General features: G+C 73.7%; 13 protein-coding genes. 8 read left to right on the top strand and 5 right to left on the bottom strand.

Annotated elements, in window-relative coordinates; all coding sequences use genetic code 11:
- The first annotated feature begins 30 nt into the window (after positions 1-30).
- Positions 31-1,812 (top strand): 2-oxoglutarate dehydrogenase, E2 component, dihydrolipoamide succinyltransferase, encoded by a 1,782-nt coding sequence (sucB, locus tag BLW47_RS15290; protein ID WP_091557018.1) that lies wholly within the window; start codon positions 31-33, stop codon positions 1,810-1,812.
- 192 nt (positions 1,813-2,004) lie between these two features.
- Positions 2,005-2,904, top strand: coding sequence for a TIGR01777 family oxidoreductase (locus BLW47_RS15285; RefSeq protein ID WP_091557014.1), 900 nt, complete (start codon positions 2,005-2,007; stop codon positions 2,902-2,904).
- A 131-nt stretch (positions 2,905-3,035) separates the two neighbouring features.
- Here BLW47_RS15285 and BLW47_RS15280 read toward each other — a convergent pair whose 3' ends face one another.
- Complete coding sequence (locus BLW47_RS15280; protein ID WP_091557010.1) at positions 3,036-3,428, bottom strand: SCO5389 family protein; 393 nt, start codon at positions 3,426-3,428, stop codon at positions 3,036-3,038.
- A gap of 16 nt (positions 3,429-3,444) precedes the next feature.
- Positions 3,445-4,425, bottom strand: coding sequence for an ATP-binding protein (locus BLW47_RS15275; RefSeq protein WP_091557006.1), 981 nt, complete (start codon positions 4,423-4,425; stop codon positions 3,445-3,447).
- Between the two features lie 119 nt (positions 4,426-4,544).
- Here BLW47_RS15275 and BLW47_RS15270 point away from each other — a divergent pair, with 119 nt between their 5' ends.
- From BLW47_RS15270 to lipA, 4 genes are all read left to right on the top strand, one after another.
- Entirely contained in the window at positions 4,545-6,395 is a 1,851-nt protein-coding gene (locus tag BLW47_RS15270) for a DUF6311 domain-containing protein (protein WP_091558102.1), read from the top strand.
- An 82-nt stretch (positions 6,396-6,477) separates the two neighbouring features.
- Positions 6,478-7,125: a lipoyl(octanoyl) transferase LipB gene (lipB, locus tag BLW47_RS15265; protein ID WP_091558099.1), complete on the top strand. Its 648-nt coding sequence runs from the start codon at positions 6,478-6,480 to the stop codon at positions 7,123-7,125.
- A 118-nt stretch (positions 7,126-7,243) separates the two neighbouring features.
- Positions 7,244-8,068, top strand: coding sequence for an ammonia-dependent NAD(+) synthetase (gene nadE, locus BLW47_RS15260; RefSeq protein ID WP_091557002.1), 825 nt, complete (start codon positions 7,244-7,246; stop codon positions 8,066-8,068).
- Between the two features lie 77 nt (positions 8,069-8,145).
- Entirely contained in the window at positions 8,146-9,138 is a 993-nt protein-coding gene (gene lipA, locus BLW47_RS15255; protein WP_425435405.1) for a lipoyl synthase, read from the top strand.
- A gap of 6 nt (positions 9,139-9,144) precedes the next feature.
- Here the strand turns inward: lipA and BLW47_RS15250 are convergent, their stop codons facing one another.
- Together BLW47_RS15250 and BLW47_RS15245 are read right to left on the bottom strand one after the other, a co-directional pair.
- Positions 9,145-12,027 (bottom strand): helix-turn-helix transcriptional regulator, encoded by a 2,883-nt coding sequence (locus BLW47_RS15250; protein ID WP_245736672.1) that lies wholly within the window; start codon positions 12,025-12,027, stop codon positions 9,145-9,147.
- 140 nt (positions 12,028-12,167) lie between these two features.
- Positions 12,168-12,362 (bottom strand): hypothetical protein, encoded by a 195-nt coding sequence (locus BLW47_RS15245; protein ID WP_091556999.1) that lies wholly within the window; start codon positions 12,360-12,362, stop codon positions 12,168-12,170.
- A gap of 220 nt (positions 12,363-12,582) precedes the next feature.
- Here BLW47_RS15245 and BLW47_RS15240 point away from each other — a divergent pair, with 220 nt between their 5' ends.
- Positions 12,583-13,272 carry a DUF4191 domain-containing protein gene (locus BLW47_RS15240; RefSeq protein ID WP_091556995.1) on the top strand — a complete coding sequence of 230 codons (690 nt, stop codon included), beginning with the start codon at positions 12,583-12,585 and terminating at the stop codon, positions 13,270-13,272.
- A gap of 119 nt (positions 13,273-13,391) precedes the next feature.
- Entirely contained in the window at positions 13,392-14,816 is a 1,425-nt protein-coding gene (glnA, locus tag BLW47_RS15235) for a type I glutamate--ammonia ligase (protein WP_091556991.1), read from the top strand.
- Positions 14,817-14,869: 53 nt separating this feature from the next.
- On the opposite strand, the gene BLW47_RS15230 is transcribed toward glnA, so the two are convergent.
- Positions 14,870-16,303 carry a pyridoxal phosphate-dependent decarboxylase family protein gene (locus BLW47_RS15230; protein ID WP_091556988.1) on the bottom strand — a complete coding sequence of 478 codons (1,434 nt, stop codon included), beginning with the start codon at positions 16,301-16,303 and terminating at the stop codon, positions 14,870-14,872.
- Between the last annotated feature and the right edge of the window lie 129 nt (positions 16,304-16,432).

Here is a 16,432-nt window from a genome sequence, read left to right as displayed (position 1 = left end):
GGGCTTCGCAACACAAAGGAGTCTTGAGAGATGCCGGTATCGGTAACCATGCCCCGGCTGGGCGAGAGTGTCACCGAGGGCACCGTCACGCGCTGGCTGAAGCAGGAGGGCGACCGGGTCGAGGCCGACGAGCCGCTGCTCGAGGTCTCGACCGACAAGGTCGACACCGAGATCCCCTCCCCCGCCGCCGGCGTGCTCAGCCGGATCGTGGTGGGCGAGGACGAGACGGCCGAGGTGGGCAGCGAGCTCGCGGTGATCGCGGGCGAGGGCGAGGAGGCCGGCGCGCCGGCCGAGCCGCAGGCGCAGGCCGCCCCCGCCGAGCAGCCCGCCCAGCCGGAGCCGCAGCCCGAGCCGGCCCAGACCGCGCCCGCCGCGCAGCAGCCGGCCCAGCCGGCCGCGCAGGGCGGCGGCGAGGGCACCGCGGTGCGGATGCCGGCGCTCGGCGAGAGCGTCACCGAGGGCACGGTCACCCGCTGGCTGAAGCAGGTCGGCGACACCGTCGACGTCGACGAGCCGCTGCTCGAGGTCTCCACCGACAAGGTCGACACCGAGATCCCCTCCCCCGTCGCGGGCACCCTGCTCGAGATCAAGGTCGGCGAGGACGACACCGCTCCGGTCGGCGCCGAGCTGGCCGTGATCGGCGCGGCCGGCGGCGCACCCGCCGCGGCGCCGGCCCCGGCGCAGGAGCCGACGCCGGGCGCCGGGTACTCCACGCCGGCGCCGGCGGCCGAGAAGGCCGCGCAGCCGGCGCAGGCCGAGCGGGAGGCGCAGCCCGCACCGCCGCAGGCCGCCCCCGCGCCGGCCCCGCGCCCCACCCCGCAGCCGGCCGCGCAGGCCCCGGCTCCGGCCGCGCAGGCCCCGGCCGCGCCCGCCGCGGGCGAGGACGCCGCCGGCTACGTCACGCCGCTGGTCCGCAAGCTCGCCGCCGACAAGGGCGTCGACCTGTCGACCGTCACCGGCACCGGCGTCGGCGGTCGGATCCGCAAGCAGGACGTGCTCGACGCGGCCGAGAAGGCGAAGGCCGCCGCGCCGGCGCGTCCGGCCGCCGCCGCGGCGGCCGCGCCCGCCACCCGCGAGCCGAGCCCGCTGCGGGGCCGCACCGAGAAGATGTCGCGCACCCGCGCGGTCATCGCCAAGCGGATGTACGAGTCGCTGCAGAGCTCGGCGCAGCTCACCACCGTCGTCGAGGTCGACGTCACGAAGATCGCCCGGCTGCGGCAGCAGGCCAAGAACGACTTCCAGGCCAAGCACGGCGTGAAGTTGTCGTTCCTGCCGTTCTTCGCGCTGGCCGCGATCGAGGCGCTGCGCACGTACCCGGTGGTCAACGCCTTCATCGACATGGAGGCGGGCACGATCACGTACCCGGAGAACGAGCACCTCGGCATCGCGGTGGACACCGAGAAGGGTCTGCTGGTTCCGGTGATCAAGGATGCCGGCGACCTCAACCTGGCGGGCCTCGCGCGGCGCATCGCCGACGTGGCCGAGCGGACCCGGACCAACAAGATCGGTCCGGACGAGCTCTCCGGCGCGACGTTCACGCTGACCAACACCGGCAGCCGGGGCGCGCTCTTCGACACCCCGATCGTCCCGTCGCCGCAGGCGGCGATCCTGGGCACCGGCGCGGTGGTCAAGCGGGCCGTCGTGGTCGACGACCCCGACCTGGGCGAGCTGATCGTGCCGCGGTCGATGGTCTACCTGGCCCTGTCGTACGACCACCGGCTGGTCGACGGCGCCGACGCGGCCCGCTTCCTCAGCGCGCTGAAGGAGCGGCTGGAGGCCGGCAACTTCGAGGCGGAGCTCGGCCTGGCCTGACGCCTTCGCACCTGCCCGAGGGGCGCGCCGGCCACCGCCGACGCGCCCCTCGGCCATCCCCCACCCCCCACCCGCGACGATCTTGGAGTTATGGCTCCACAATCCGGACATATCCTCGCCATAAGCCCAAGATCGTCGGGATCATGGCGGGGGGCGGGGGCGGGGGCGGGGGCAGGCGACGAAGATGGCGGTATGCGGATCCTCATCGCCGGCTCGTCCGGTTTCCTCGGCACGCGGCTCACCGCCCGGTTGCACGCCGACGGTCACGAGGTGGTGCGGCTGGTGCGGCACGAGCCACGCGGGGCGGGGCAGGTCTTCTGGAAGCCGTCGGCCGGGGAACTCGACCCCGCCGTCATCGCCGACGCCGACGCGGTGATCAACCTGGCCGGCGCGGGGGTCGGCGACCGACGCTGGACCGACGCGTACAAGGCCGAGATCCGGTCCAGCCGGGTCGACAGCTCCACGACGCTGGCGCGGGCGATCGCCGACGCTCCCCCGGAACGGCGCCCCCGCGTGCTGATCAACTCCTCGGCCATCGGCTGGTACGGCGACACCGGCGACCGGATCGTCGAGGAGGACGCCCCGCCGGGCGACGGGTTCCTCGCCGACGTCTGCCGGGTCTGGGAGGCCGCCACCGGGCCGGCCGAGGACGCCGGCGTCCGGGTGGTCCGGCTGCGGACGGGGCTACCGCTGCACCGCGACGGCGGGCTGCTCAAGCCGCAGCTGCTGCCGTTCCGGCTCGGCATCGGCGGGCGGTTCGGCAGTGGGCGGCAGTGGGTGCCGTGGATCTCGCTGGCGGACTGGCTCTCGGCCACCCTGTTCCTGCTGGACCGCGACGACATCGCCGGACCGGTCAACGTGGTCGGGCCGGCGCCGGTGACCAACGCGCAGTTCACCAAGGCGTTCGCGGCGGCGCTGCACCGGCCGGCGGTCCTGCCGATCCCCGGGTTCGCGCTGCGCGCCGTGCTCGGCGAGTTCGCCACCGAGCCGCTGTCGAGCACCCGGGCCCTGCCGGGGGTGCTGAGCCGGACGGGCTTCGCGTACCAGCACGGTGACCTGCCGACCGCGCTGCACGCGGCGCTGCACGACTGACCGCCGTGCCCTCCGCGTGGGACACCCTGCCGTCGGACCGGGTGCCCCACACGGTCCGTCACACATCTATGCCCGTGGAGTAAGGGTCCCTGCTTGTGCCTCTTCGCACCGCAGGGACCCTTAGTCACGACTCAGCAGTCGCGCAGCTCCGGCGACTGGTTGCGGATCTGCGCGACCGGCGAGATGAACCGCCGGTACGTCTCGCCGCCGACCGCGCCGAGCGGGAACGCCGCCACCCGGTGGCAGTTCTGGAAGGCCAGCTTCACGCCGAAGTGCCGCTCCAGCCCGCCCCGGATCGCGTCGCTGGCCAACGCCCGCAGCAGTTGGCCGCGCTCGGCCTCGCCCGGCGGCGGGACCGCGTGGTCGGCGAACTCGGCGGTGGTGACGGCGGCGCGGGCGGCCACCTCGGACACGACCGACCAGGCGTACGGCAGGGAGCGCCGGACGCAGTCGACGAACTCCGCGTCGTCGATCCGGCCGGACTCGGCGCGCTCCAGCAGCGCGGCGGGTACGTCGAGGGACATGGGTTTCTCCTTCGGGTCAGCGGACCAGCAGCTCCGGTCCGAGGACGAAATCGGGGTCGACCTGGGCGGCGAGGTTCTCCCCCACCCGGTCATTCGCCCAGGCGTTCGCGTTGCGCAGGTGGAACTCGACCGCCTGCCGGGTGTAGGTGACCCAGTCCTTGCGCGCGGCGTCGACAGTGGCGCGCATCAGCTCCAGCGCCGCCCGGTTGCGCGGCTCCAGGGATGCGATCGGTGCAGGCCGGCCGCGTTCGGCCGCCTTCACGTACGACGAGCGGCCGATCCAGGTCAGCAGGTCGTCGCCGACGTGCCCGCGCAGGAATTCGAGGTCCGACTCGTCGTCGATCTTGTTGCCGACCACATGCACGGCCACCCCGAACTCGCGTGCGTAGCCGACGTACTGCCGGTAGACCCCGACGCTGCGCAGCGTCGGCTCGCAGACCAGGAAGGTCGCGTCGAAGCGGGTGAACAGCCCGGAGGCGAACGAGTCGGCGCCGGCGGTCATGTCGACCACGACGTACTCGCCGGGGCCGTCGACGAGGTGGTTGAGGAGCAGCTCGACGGCGCCGACCTTCGAGTGGTAGCAGGCCACCCCGAGGTCCTCGGTGGCGAACGGGCCGGTGACGGCGAGCCGGACTCCGCCGACGTCGCGGACGAGCGCGTCGTAGATCGGGTTCGGGCCGCCGATGGTCAGCAACCGGGAACCGCGGCCGGGCGGCGTGGTCTTGACCATCGCGGCGGCCGACGAGATCCGCGGGTTGTCGCCGCGCAGGTACTCCTTGATCTCGGGCAGGTGGTCGCCGAGCGCCGGCAGCAGCACCGCCTCCTCCTCGCCCGCCCCGAGCGCGGCCGCCAGGTGCTGGTTGATGTCGGCGTCGATGGCGAGCAGCGGCGGCGCGGCCGGGTGGTCGGCGGCGGGTCCGGCGATCAGGTGTCGGGCGAAGAGGGCGGCGAGCGTCGTCTTCCCGCTGCCGCCCTTGCCGACGAAGCAGATCTTCACGGTACGAGTCTCCTATCCGGCGGGCGTAAGAGGAATTGGTAGTCGTTTTCAATAACGACGTCAACCATCGCCGCGACACGGGGGTCCCCGGCCGGATTGGTAGTCTGCGCCGCGTGCCGATCGCCTCGACCCAGTCCGCCGCAACGCCGGTCACCTCCCCGGACGCGGCCCCGACACCCCGGCGCCGCACCGATCTGCTGGTCGCCGTCGCCGCCCTCGCGCTGGCGTTCTGGGTGACCAGCGGGCTCTGGCTGGACCCGAACGGACGGGCTATCACCGTCAACTCCAGCGACCAGGCGTTCTTCGAGTGGCTGCTGGCGTACGGCGGGCACGCCGTCACGCACGGCGGCAACCCGCTCTTCACGAACCTGATCAACGTGCCGGACGGCGTCAACCTCGCGGTCAACACCTCGATCACGGTGTACGCCGCCGCGTTCGCGCCGCTGACGTACCTGATCGGGCCGCCCGCGACGTTCCTGGTGATCCTCACCCTGAACCTCGCCGCCACCGGCTACGCCTGGTACTGGTTCCTCTCCCGGTTCCGCCCCGCGCCCGGCGCCGACCCGCTGGTGCGCTCCCGGCTCGCCGCCGCGGTCGGCGGGCTGTTCTGCGGGTTCGCGCCCGGCATGGTGTCGCACGCCAACGCGCACCTGAACTGGACCGCCGGCTGGCTCGTGCCGGTCATCCTGTGGCGGGTGCTCCGGCTGCGCCGGCCCGACCGGTGGCTGCGCAACGGCATGCTGCTCGGCGTGCTGGTCGCGGTCGCCTTCTCGATCGCCGCCGAGGGGCTGTTCTTCACCGCCCTCGCCTGCGGCATCTTCCTCGCCGCCTGGGCGCTCGACCCCGGCCGCCGCGCCGAGGCGCGCGCGGCGCTACCCGCGCTGCTGCGCGGCCTCGGCGTCACCGCCGTGACCGCCGCCGCGCTGCTGGCGTACCCGCTGTGGCTGCACTTTCTCGGGCCGCAGCGCTTCCACGGCACCGGCTTCGACGCCCGCATCCACGCCGAGGACATCGCCGCGTTCGGGGCGTTCCCGGAGCGCTCCCTCGCCGGGATCGCCGGGCTCGGCACCTCGCTCGCGCCGAACCCGACCGAGGAGAACTCGTTCCTCGGGCTGCCGCTGCTGATCCTGACCGTCGCCGGCCTGGTGCTGCTGTGGCGGGCCGCCGGGCCCGGCCGCCGGGCCACGCTGCGCGCCCTGGCGATCACCGCCGCCGTCTTCACCGTGCTCTCCTGGGGACCGCAGGTGAAGTGGTTCGGACACATCACGGACGTCCCGCTGCCGTACGCCCTGCTGGAGCACGTACCGGTCTTCAACGCCGCGCTGCCGGCCAGACTCGCCCTGGTCGTGACGCCGGTGATCGGGATCGTGCTCGCGCTCACCGTCGACCACCTGCGCACCGCCGCGCCGCGCACCGCCGCGCCGCGTCGATCGGGGCTCGCGTGGACCGCCGGGTTCGCGGTCGCGCTCGTGCCGCTGCTGCCGACCACGCTGCTGACCATCGAACGCGAGCCGATCCCGACGTTCATCACCTCCGGCGCCTGGCGACAGCACGTCCCCGCCGGCGGGGTGCTCGCGCCGGTGCCGTTCACGCTGGACGTGCTGCCGGACGGCCAGCGCTGGCAGGCGTACGCGTTGGCGCACCGGCAGGGCGAGTTCGCCATCCCGTCCGGCTTCTTCCTCGGCCCCGGCGGCCCCGACGGGCGCGGCCGGATCGGCCCGGTCCCCCGCACCACCGACGCGCTGCTCTTCGACGTCGCCAGGACCGGCGTGGTGCCGCCGATGACCGACGCGGACCGCGCCGCCGCCCGGTCCGACCTGCGGCACTGGAACGTCGACGTGGTGGTGCTCGCCGACCGCGTGCACGGCGCGAAGTTCCCCGTGCACCAGCCGGAACTGCTCCGCGCGACCACCGACCTGCTCGGCCCGCCCCAGCGCGTCCACGACGTCTGGCTCTGGCGCGTCCAGTGAGCACTCCGCCTTCTCGGTGACCACGGCGTGACTCCGGCCACGGGCCGGGGTGACCGGACGGTAGCGGATTAGGGTGGGGACCGTGACCAGCATCGTTACTCGACCGGAGAGCGTCCGGGTGGGTGTGATCGACTACGAGAGCGCCTGGGCGGAGCAGCGGCGGCTGCACGAGGCCGTGGTGGCCGGCGAGCGGCCCGGCACCGTGCTGCTGCTGGAGCACCCCAGCGTCTACACCGCCGGGAAGCGCACCGAGCCGTGGGACCGGCCGATGGACGGCACCCCGGTGGTGGACGTCGACCGCGGCGGCAAGATCACGTGGCACGGGCCGGGGCAGCTGGTCGGGTACCCGATCGTCAAGCTGCCGGACCCGGTCGACGTCGTCGCCTATGTACGCCGCACCGAGCAGATGCTGATCGACGTCTGCGCGGAGTTCGGCCTGGGGGCCGGGCGGGTCGAGGGACGCAGCGGCGTCTGGGTGCCGGAGGACGACCGGGGACCCGCCCGCAAGGTCGCGGCGATCGGCATCCGGGTGGCGCGCGGCGTCACCCTGCACGGCTTCTCGCTCAACTGTGACTGCGACCTGACGTACTTCGACCGGATCGTGCCATGCGGCATCCGGGACGCCGGGGTCACGTCGCTGAGCGCGGAGCTGGGACGCCCGATCACCGTCGACGACGCGCTGCCGGTGGTCGAGCGCCACCTGCCGACCCTGACCACGGTGGCCGGCTGACGCGCCATCGATCGCGTGACGGCGCGCCCGTGGCCGAGTGACGGTGTCGCCGGCCGGGTAGTGGTGTGTCACGCCCCGCAACCCCCGGCCCCGCCGCGACGTAAACGGAAGGACCCCCATGAGCGACGTGATGTCGGCCCAGCAGCAGATCGCCGACGAACTTCAGGTCAGCGCGACGTTCGACGCGGAGCAGGAGATCGAGCGCCGCGTCGTCTTCCTCGCCGACCGCCTGGTCGACACCGGGCTGACGGCGCTGGTCCTGGGCATCAGCGGCGGAGTCGACTCCACCACCGCGGGCCGCCTCTGCCAACTGGCGGTCGAGCGGGCGCGCGCCGCCGGCCACTCCGCCGTCTTCGTCGCGATGCGGCTGCCGTACGGGGTGCAGGCCGACGAGCACCACGCGCAGGCGGCGCTGGAGTTCATCCGCCCCGACCGGGTGCTCACCGTGGACGTCAAGCCGGCCAGCGACGCCGCGCTGGAGACGCTGGTCAACGGCGGGCTCACCTTCACCGACGACGCCCAGCAGGACTTCGTGCACGGCAACATCAAGGCCCGGCAGCGCATGATCGCCCAGTACGCGGTGGCCGGCGCGATGAAGGGGCTGGTCGTCGGCACCGACCACGCCGCCGAGGCAATCACGGGCTTCTTCACCAAGCACGGCGACGGCGCGGCGGACGTGGTGCCGCTGACCGGACTGACCAAGCGCCGGGTGCGGGCCATCGCGCAGGCGCTCGGGGCCCCCGCCGAGCTGGTCGGCAAGCCGCCCACCGCGGATCTGGAGAGCCTGGCGCCGGGCAAGCTCGACGAGGACGCGCTCGGCCTGGCGTACAACGAGATCGACGACTTCCTCGAGGGCCGGCCCGTCCCGGCGGCGGTGGAGGCGGCGCTGGTGGACCGGTACCGGGCCACCGAGCACAAGCGACAGCTGCCACTGGGCCCCTAGCCGGTACGCCGGCGGCCGGCGGACAGGCACGGTCATGTATCCCGCGGCCCGGTGATCGACGTCACGCCGCCGCCGGCGTGAGCCGGGTCGCCCACCGGATCCCACCTCGCGGACATCGGCGTAGGCTCGGCCCCGTGACGATCGCTCCCGAGGGCCGGCGCATGCTGCGCATCGAGGCCCGCAACGCCGAGACCCCGATCGAGCGCAAGCCGCCATGGATCAAGGTCAAGGCGAAGATGGGCCCGGAGTACACCGAGCTGCGCGGCCTCGTGCAGCGGGAGGGCCTGCACACGGTCTGCCAGGAGGCCGGCTGCCCCAACATCTACGAGTGTTGGGAGGACCGGGAGGCAACCTTCCTCATCGGCGGTGACCAGTGCACCCGCCGCTGCGACTTCTGCCAGATCGACACCGGCAAGCCGGCCGAGTTCGACGCCGACGAGCCGCGCCGGGTGGCCGAGTCGGTGGCCGCGATGGGGCTGCGGTACGCGACCGTGACGGGCGTGGCCCGCGACGACCTGCCCGACGGCGGCGCCTGGCTGTACGCCGAGACCGTGCGGCAGATCCACGCGCTGCAGGCGGGCTGCGGCGTCGAACTGCTGATCCCCGACTTCAACGCCGACCCGGCGCAGCTCGCCGAGGTCTTCGGGTCGCGGCCCGAGGTGCTGGCGCACAACGTCGAGACCGTGCCGCGGATCTTCAAGCGGATCCGCCCGGCGTTCCGCTACGAGCGCTCGCTCGATGTGATCCGTCAGGCCCGCGCGGCCGGGCTGGTCACCAAGTCCAATCTGATCCTGGGCATGGGCGAGGAGCGCGCCGAGGTCTCCCAGGCGCTGCGTGACCTGCACGACGCCGGGTGCGAGCTGATCACCGTCACGCAGTACCTGCGCCCGACCCCCCGGCACCACCCGGTGGAGCGCTGGGTCAAGCCGGAGGAGTTCGTCGAGCTGCGCGAGGAGGCCGAGGAGATCGGCTTCGCCGGGGTGATGAGCGGCCCGCTGGTGCGCTCGTCGTACCGCGCCGGCCGGCTCTACCGGCAGGCGATCGACGCCCGCAACGCCGCTTCCGCGTAAGGCGTTTCAGCTCGGGGTGAGCAGCCCGAGCCGGTGCGCCACGGCGGCGGCCTCCACCCGGTTGCTGACCGCCAGCTTCGCGATGATCCGGGAGACGTGCACGCTGGCCGTCTTCGGCGAGATGTAGAGCTCCTCCGCGATCCGGCTGTTGCTGTGCCCCTCGGCGACCAGCCGCAGCACCTCCAGCTCGCGGCTGGTCAGCCCGTCGCTCGCCGCCCCCGGCCGTCCGCCGTCGCGCAGCCCGACCCGGCGCGCCAGCGTCGCCGCCTGCTCGGCCAGCGGTCGCGCACCCAACTGCCCGGCGATCGTCGCGGCCTCCGCCACCGCCGACGCCACCGCGCCGCGGTCCCCGGCCGCCGCGGCGGCGGTCGCGGCCGCCAGCAGGGCACCCGCGAGCTGGTACGGCTGCCCGTCGGTCCGCCGCGCCTCGACCGCCGCCCGCCAGGCCGCGAGCGCCTCCGGCGGCGGGGCCAACGTCGCGGTGACCTCGGCCGCCGCGGCCCGCTCGGCCGGGTGCCGGGCGGGCACGGCGTCGACGATCTCCCGGATCCGGGCCGCGAGGACCGCGTCCGGGGCGGACGCGTCGGCCGACACGGCGGCGCGGGCCGCCGCGACAAGCAACGGCCAGGTGTAGCGCGGCTCCCGGGGCAGCACCGGATCGTCGAGCGCCGTGGTGGCGGCGGCGACCGCTTCGGCGTGGTCGTCGGCCGCGAGCGCGGCGGTGATCCGCAGCTCGTAGAGGGGGATACGCTGCTGCGGCGACAGGTACGGCTTGCCGAGATAGCCCAGCACCCGGGCCACGGCCCCGACGGCGCCGGCGTGCCCGCGGGCCAGCCGCAGCCGGGCCCGGATCTCCAGCCACGGCACGGCGAGGGTGCCCGGCGGGTCGAGCCGGGCCGCCTCGGCGCAGAGCGTCTCCGCCTCGTCCCAGCGGCCCAGCGCGACCAGCGCCTCGGCATGGTTGGCGATCAGGTACGCCCCGCTGGTGCGGTCGATGCCCACCCGGCGCGCGTCGGGCATCGCCTCCGCGGCGGTCCGCGCCGACTCGGCGTACCGCCCGAGTTCGAACAGAAGGTGGGAGACGCTGACCTGGGCCCTGATCAGGTTCGTCACGTCGCCGAGCTCCCGCGCGGTGTCGGCCACGCGCGTGACCTCGACGAGCGCCTCGTCGGCCGCGCTGGCGGGGCTGCACACGTTGGTGGAGGTGATCCGGGCGGAGAGGTGCAACGTGGCGTCGTCCGAACCCGCGGCCGCGGCGACCGCCTCGCGGGCGATCCGGGCCGCCTCGTCGGCGGCGACCGGCCCCAGCGACTCCGCGATGTGCGAGAGCAGCCGCACCCGCTCCGGGCCGTTCTCGGCGTCGCGCGCCAGCTCGTACGCCTGGCGCAGCTCGGCGACCCCGTCGCTCTTGCCGAAGTTGCGCTTCAGCTTGCCGCGCCGCTGCAACAGCCGGGCGGCGCGCAGCGGCTCCGCCGCGCTGTCCACCTCGCCGAGCGCGGCGCGCGTCAGGCTCAGCGCGCGCGTGTAGTCCCCGGCCGCGACCGCGGCGCGCAGCGTCTCCTCCACCAGCGCCAGGTGGTCCATGCCGATCCGGTCGGCGGCGTCCGGGACCTGCTCCCACAGCTCCAGGGCGCGCTCCAGCAACCGGCTCTGCTCCGCGTACGCGTACCGCGCCTCGGCGGCGGCCGCGGCGTGCAGGGCCGCGGTGAGCGCGCGCGGGTGGTCGTGCGCGGCGTGCCAGTGGTGCGCGATCTCGGCGGGGGCCCGGCCGGCGACGACGAGCTGCGGGTCGGCCTCGATCGCCGCGGCGTACCGGGCGTGCAGCCGGACGTGCTCGCCGGGGAGCAGGTCGTCGTGGACCGCCTCGCGCACCAGCGCGTGCCGGAACTCGTACCCCTCCTCGGGGATCGCCACCAGCAGCTGGGCCGCGACGGCGGCGCGCAGCGCCTCCTCCAGCTCGGGCTCCGGCATGCCGGCGACGGTGAGCAGCAGATCGTGTCCGAAGCGGGAACCGCCGGCCGCGGCGATGCGCAGCACCCGCTGGGCCGGCTCCGGCAGCCGGTCGACACGGGAGAGCAGCAGGTCGCGCAGCGTGTCGGGGATCTCGCAGCAGCCGTTGGGGTCGCCGCAGGCGGCCAGCTCCTCGATGAAGAACGGGTTGCCCTGGGCGCGCTTGTGGATCGATTCGACGGTGCCGGGGCGGGGTTCGGAGCCGAGCAGGTCGGCGAGGATCTCGCCGGTGCCGTCCCGGTCGAGCCGGGCGAGCTCGACGCGCTCGACGCCGCGCACCCGGTCGAGCTCGGCGAGGAACGGGCGCAGCGGGTGGCCGCGGTGCAGCTCGTCGGTGCGGTACGTGCAGAGCAGCAGCATCCGGGCGGTGCGCGCGGAGCGGACCAGGAAGGCGATCAGGTCACGGGTGGAGCGGTCGGCCCAGTGCAGGTCCTCGATGACGAGCACCAGCGGACCGTCGGCGGCGAGCCGGCCGACCAGGCCGGCGACGAGGTCGAAGAAATACCCGCGGTTGCTGTCGGCGGCGATCTGCGGCCCGGCGGGGCCGAGCTCCGGCAGCAGGCGGGCGAACTCGGGCTCGTGCCCGGCGAAGGCGGCCGGGCCGTCGCGGCGCAGCACCTCACGCAGCGCCGCGGCGAACGGGGCGAACGGCAGGCCCTCCTCCCCCAGTTCCAGGCACTGCCCGGTGAGCAGCCGCGCGCCGTCACGCGCGGCGAGCCGGCCGAACTCCTCGACCAGCCGGGTCTTGCCGACGCCCGCCTCGCCGCCCACCAGCAGCGCCGCCGGCTCGTCGGCGCGGACGCGCTTGAGCGCGTCGGTCAGGGCGCCGAGCTCGGCCTGGCGGCCGACGAGGACGGTGCTGGTGGTGCGTGCTGTCACGGCATCGAGAATGCCATGGTGGGCGGCCGCGGCGGCATCGCCGCTCCGGGCGGCCAGGCCGGCATCGCCGCTCCGGGCGGCCAGGCCGGCATCGCCGCTCCGGGCGGGCGGGCCGGCCGGTCGGGCGCGGGTCGGGGCGGTCACGGCAGCGCCGGGGTACGGGTGCCGCCGTGGCGCGGGCGCCGGAGCAGCCGGCCGATCCAGCGCACCGGCTGGGGTTGCGGGCGGGGGCGCGCGGCACGGACCAGCCGGTCGTGCGTGGCCAAGGCGCGCAGCTCGGCGGCGCGCGCCTCGTGAGCGCGGAGGGCGTCGTGGACGTCGGGGTACGGAAACACGGGGAACTCCTCGCGGATCGTCGGTCGAGTGCTGACTGAAACTCTTCGCGCGAAGGCCCCCGACGCACATGGGTGCCGTGCCTCATCTTCGGGCGTGATCACCCCCTTACGCGCCGCTAAGTACCCGGCGGCGCGGCCGTAAGGTCCTTACGTCGGCGGTGGTCCGGCCCGGCCTCGGCCACGCGACAGCGGTGCGGCGGCCGACCACTACACTGCCCGCATGGCAAAGCCCCAGGAGAAGGTCTCGTTCGGCCAGCGGCTGAAGCAGATCGGGATGGTGTTCTCGTTCACCGCTAAGCGCGACAAGTGGTTCGCACCGCTCGCCGCCGCCGCGGTGCTGATCCCGCTCGCGCTGACCGTGGTCGCGGTCCTGCTCTGGGGCTGGATCTGGCTGCCGGTCGGCGTCCTGGTGGCGCTGCTGGCGCTGCTGATCGTGCTCAACCTGCGCTCGAACACCGCGATGATGACCGCCGCCGAGGGCCAGCCGGGCGCCGCCGCGTCGCTGTTGGAGACCATGCGCGGCGACTGGCGGGTCACCCCGGCGGTCAGCTCGACCACGCAACTGGACATGGTGCACCTGGTGATCGGGCGGCCCGGCGTGATCCTGCTCGCCGAGGGCAACCCACAGCGGGTGCGCGGCCTGCTCGGCCAGGAGAAGAAGCGCCTGGCGAAGGTGATTGGCACGGCCCCGCTGCACGACTACGTCATCGGCCAGGGCGAGGGCGAGCTGCCGATCCGCAAGCTGCGGATGACGCTGATGCGGCTGCCCCGAGCCCTCAACGGCAAGGACGTCAACGCCCTCGACAAGCGGCTGACCGCGCTGACCGCCCGGCCGCAGATGCCCAAGGGCGCGATCCCGAAGAACATGCGGCCGCCGAAGGGCGCGGGCCGGCAGATGCGCGGCCGGTAGGCGGACGTCACACTCCGCAGGTGACGTAACACAGCAGAAACACACCGAACATGCCGGGGCAACGGCACGGCCATAGCGTCGCTACCAGCCAGCCACCCGTGGACGTGCCAGGAGGACGTGTGTTCGCCAATCCCGAGGAACTGCTGCGTTACCTCAAGAACGAGGACGTGAAGTTCGTCGACGTACGCTTCTGTGACCTGCCCGGCGTGATGCAGCACTTCAACCTGCCGGTCGAGTCGTTCGACGAGAGCGTCTTCACCGACGGCCTGGCCTTCGACGGATCGTCGATCCGCGGCTTCCAGGCGATTCACGAGTCGGACATGCTGCTGTTGCCGGACGTCGCCACCGCCTTCATCGACCCGTTCCGGGCGCAGAAGACGCTGGCGCTCAACTTCTTCATCCACGACCCGTTCACCCGGGAGGCCTACTCCCGGGACCCGCGGAACGTGGCGAAGAAGGCCGAGGCCTACCTGGCGGCGAGCGGCATCGCCGACACCGCCTACTTCGGCGCCGAGGCGGAGTTCTACATCTTCGACTCGATCCGCCACGAGACCTCCGCCCACCAGTCCTTCTACTACATCGACTCGATCGAGGGCGCCTGGAACAGCGGGCGCGAGGAGCCGGGCGGCAACCGCGGCTACAAGACCGCGTACAAGGGCGGCTACTTCCCGGTGCCGCCGGTCGACCACCTCGCGGACCTGCGCGACAGCATGGTGCGCCGGCTTGTCGACGCCGGGTTCGCGGTGGAGCGCTCGCACCACGAGGTCGGCACCGCGGGGCAGTCTGAGATCAACTACCGGTTCTCGACGCTGCTGCACTCGGCCGACCAGCTGCAGCTGTTCAAGTACGTCATCAAGAACGAGGCGTGGGCGGCCGGCAAGACCGCGACCTTCATGCCCAAGCCGCTCTTCGGGGACAACGGCTCCGGCATGCACACCCACCAGAGCCTCTGGCTGAACGGCGAGCCGCTCTTCTACGACGAGACCGGCTACGCGGGCCTGTCCGACATGGCCCGCTGGTACATCGGCGGCCTGCTGCACCACGCCCCGTCGCTGCTCGCCTTCACCAACCCGACGGTCAACTCGTACCGTCGCCTGGTGCCGGGCTTCGAGGCGCCGGTCAACCTGGTCTACTCGCAGCGCAACCGCTCCGCCTGCACCCGCATCCCGGTCACCGGCAGCAACGCCAAGGCCAAGCGGGTCGAGTTCCGGGTGCCGGACCCGTCCAGCAACCCGTACCTCGCGTTCTCCGCCATGATGATGGCCGGCCTGGACGGCATCCGCAGCAAGATCGAGCCGCCGGCGCCGATCGACAAGGACCTGTACGACCTGCCGCCGGAGGAGTGGGGCTCGGTCAAGCAGGTTCCGGGCTCGCTGCCGGAGGTGCTCGACGCGCTCGAGGCCAACCACGACTTCCTGCTGGAGGGTGGGGTCTTCACGCCCGACCTGATCTCCACCTGGATCGAGTGGAAGCGCACCAACGAGGTCGACCCGGTCCGCCTGCGGCCGACCCCGCACGAGTTCGCGATGTACTTCGACTGCTGAGCACCGCGCTCCGCTTGTCAGGGCCGGCCCGCCTTTGCGGGCCGGCCCTTTCGCTAGCCGGCGAGACGGGCGGTGAGGTCGCGGACGACGTCGACGAGGGCGTCGATGTCGGCCTCGGTGGTGCGCCAGTTGACGATCGCCGGGCGCAGCGCGACGCGACCGCCGTACACGGTCGTGCCGGCGAAGACCCGGCCGTCGTCCAGCAGCGCCTCCCCCAGCCGCCGGTTGAAGTCGTCGAGCTCCGCCTCCCGCATCCCCGCGGGACGTGCCCGGAAACAGACGATGCAGAGCGGCACCTCCGCGAGCCGCTCCAGCTCCGGCGCCGCGTCGACCAGTCCCGCCAGCCGCTGCGCGAGATCGAGGTGCCGTTCCACCATCGCCCGGTGGCCCTCGCGGCCGTACGCGGCGAGCGTCGCCCAGATCGGCAGCGACCGCGCCCGCCGCGACGACTCCGGCCCGAGCAGCGCGTAGCCGCCACGCGGACTGTCCGCGCCCGGCAGGTACGCCGCGCCCGGCATCCCGAAGGCCGCGCCGAGCCGGGCCGGCTCCCTCAGGAACGCGAAGCCGCTCTCGTACGGCACGTTGAGCCATTTGTGCGCGTCGCAGCCGATGGAGTCGGCGCGCTCGATGCCGCGTACCAGGTGGGCGGTGCGCGGGGAGAGCGCCGCGAAGAGCCCGAACGCCCCGTCGACGTGCAGCCAGGCGCCGTGCCGCTCGGCGATCTCGGCGAGGTCGGCGACCGGGTCGAAGTCACCGGCGTTGACCTCGCCGGCGTTGGCGATCACCACGGCGGGCGTGCGGAGCTCGGTCAGCCGCCGGTCGAGCGCGTCGAGATCCACGCGTCCCACCGCGTCCCGCGCGAAGACCTCCACGCTGTCGCGGCCGTGTCCGAGCATCTGCAGCGCCTTGCGGGCGCTGGCGTGCACGTACCCGCCGGAGAGCACGGGCATCCGGGGCAGGCCGGCGAGTCCGTCCGCGGCGATGTCGGCGCCGTGCCGCTCCCCCCACCAGTGCGTGGCGCAGGCCAGGGAGGTGAAGTTGGCGAAGGTGGCGCTCGCGACCAGCGCCCCGCCGTACGTCTCGGGCAGGCCGAACAGCTCGCGCAGCCAGCGCAGGGCGACGGTCTCGGTCTCGGTCGCGAGGGCCGAGGAGGCCCGGAAGGCGGCGTTCTGGTCGAGCATCGAGGCGGTCCAGTCGGCGGCGAGCGCCGCCGGGGTGACCCCGCCGATGACCAGGTGGAAGAAGCGCGGGCCGGTCGAGTGGGTCGCGGCGGCCGTGCCGACCCGGAGCAGCCGGTCCACGACGGCGTCGGCACCGTCGCCCTCGTCGGGCAGCGGATCGGCCCGGCCGAGCTCTGCCAGCAGCGGCGCGGCCCGGGGGTCGTGGACCGGGCGGGCGGCCAGCGAGTCGAGGTACGGCCCGGCCGTCTCGTACACCCGGCGCAGCACCGAATCGGTAGCGCCACGCTCCCCCAACGGATCGCCCATCGGCGTCCCCCCTCCAGGCACGGAAAATCATCCCACGCATCCCGGCGATCTTGCAGTTGTGGCCTGGGCAAAAAGGGCATAAGGCCACGTAACGACGGCCAAAACTGCAAGATCGCGGGGGGAGACCGC

Origin of the sequence: Micromonospora pattaloongensis (assembly GCF_900107255.1) — a bacterium.
GTDB lineage: Bacteria > Actinomycetota > Actinomycetes > Mycobacteriales > Micromonosporaceae > Micromonospora_I > Micromonospora_I pattaloongensis.
Note: the sequence above shows the minus strand (reverse complement) of the source record. Positions and strands in the feature narration are given on the sequence as shown.

Bases quoted from the DNA above. Each gene is read 5' to 3' on its own strand.
- BLW47_RS15285 (WP_091557014.1), top strand. From the start codon at position 2,005: ATGCGGATCCTCATCGCCGGCTCGTCCGGTTTCCTCGGCACGCGGCTC.
- nadE (WP_091557002.1), top strand. From the start codon at position 7,244: ATGAGCGACGTGATGTCGGCCCAGCAGCAGATCGCCGACGAACTTCAG.
- BLW47_RS15280 (WP_091557010.1), bottom strand. From the start codon at position 3,428: ATGTCCCTCGACGTACCCGCCGCGCTGCTGGAGCGCGCCGAGTCCGGC.
- BLW47_RS15230 (WP_091556988.1), bottom strand. From the start codon at position 16,303: ATGGGCGATCCGTTGGGGGAGCGTGGCGCTACCGATTCGGTGCTGCGC.
- sucB (WP_091557018.1), top strand. From the start codon at position 31: ATGCCGGTATCGGTAACCATGCCCCGGCTGGGCGAGAGTGTCACCGAG.
- BLW47_RS15240 (WP_091556995.1), top strand. From the start codon at position 12,583: ATGGCAAAGCCCCAGGAGAAGGTCTCGTTCGGCCAGCGGCTGAAGCAG.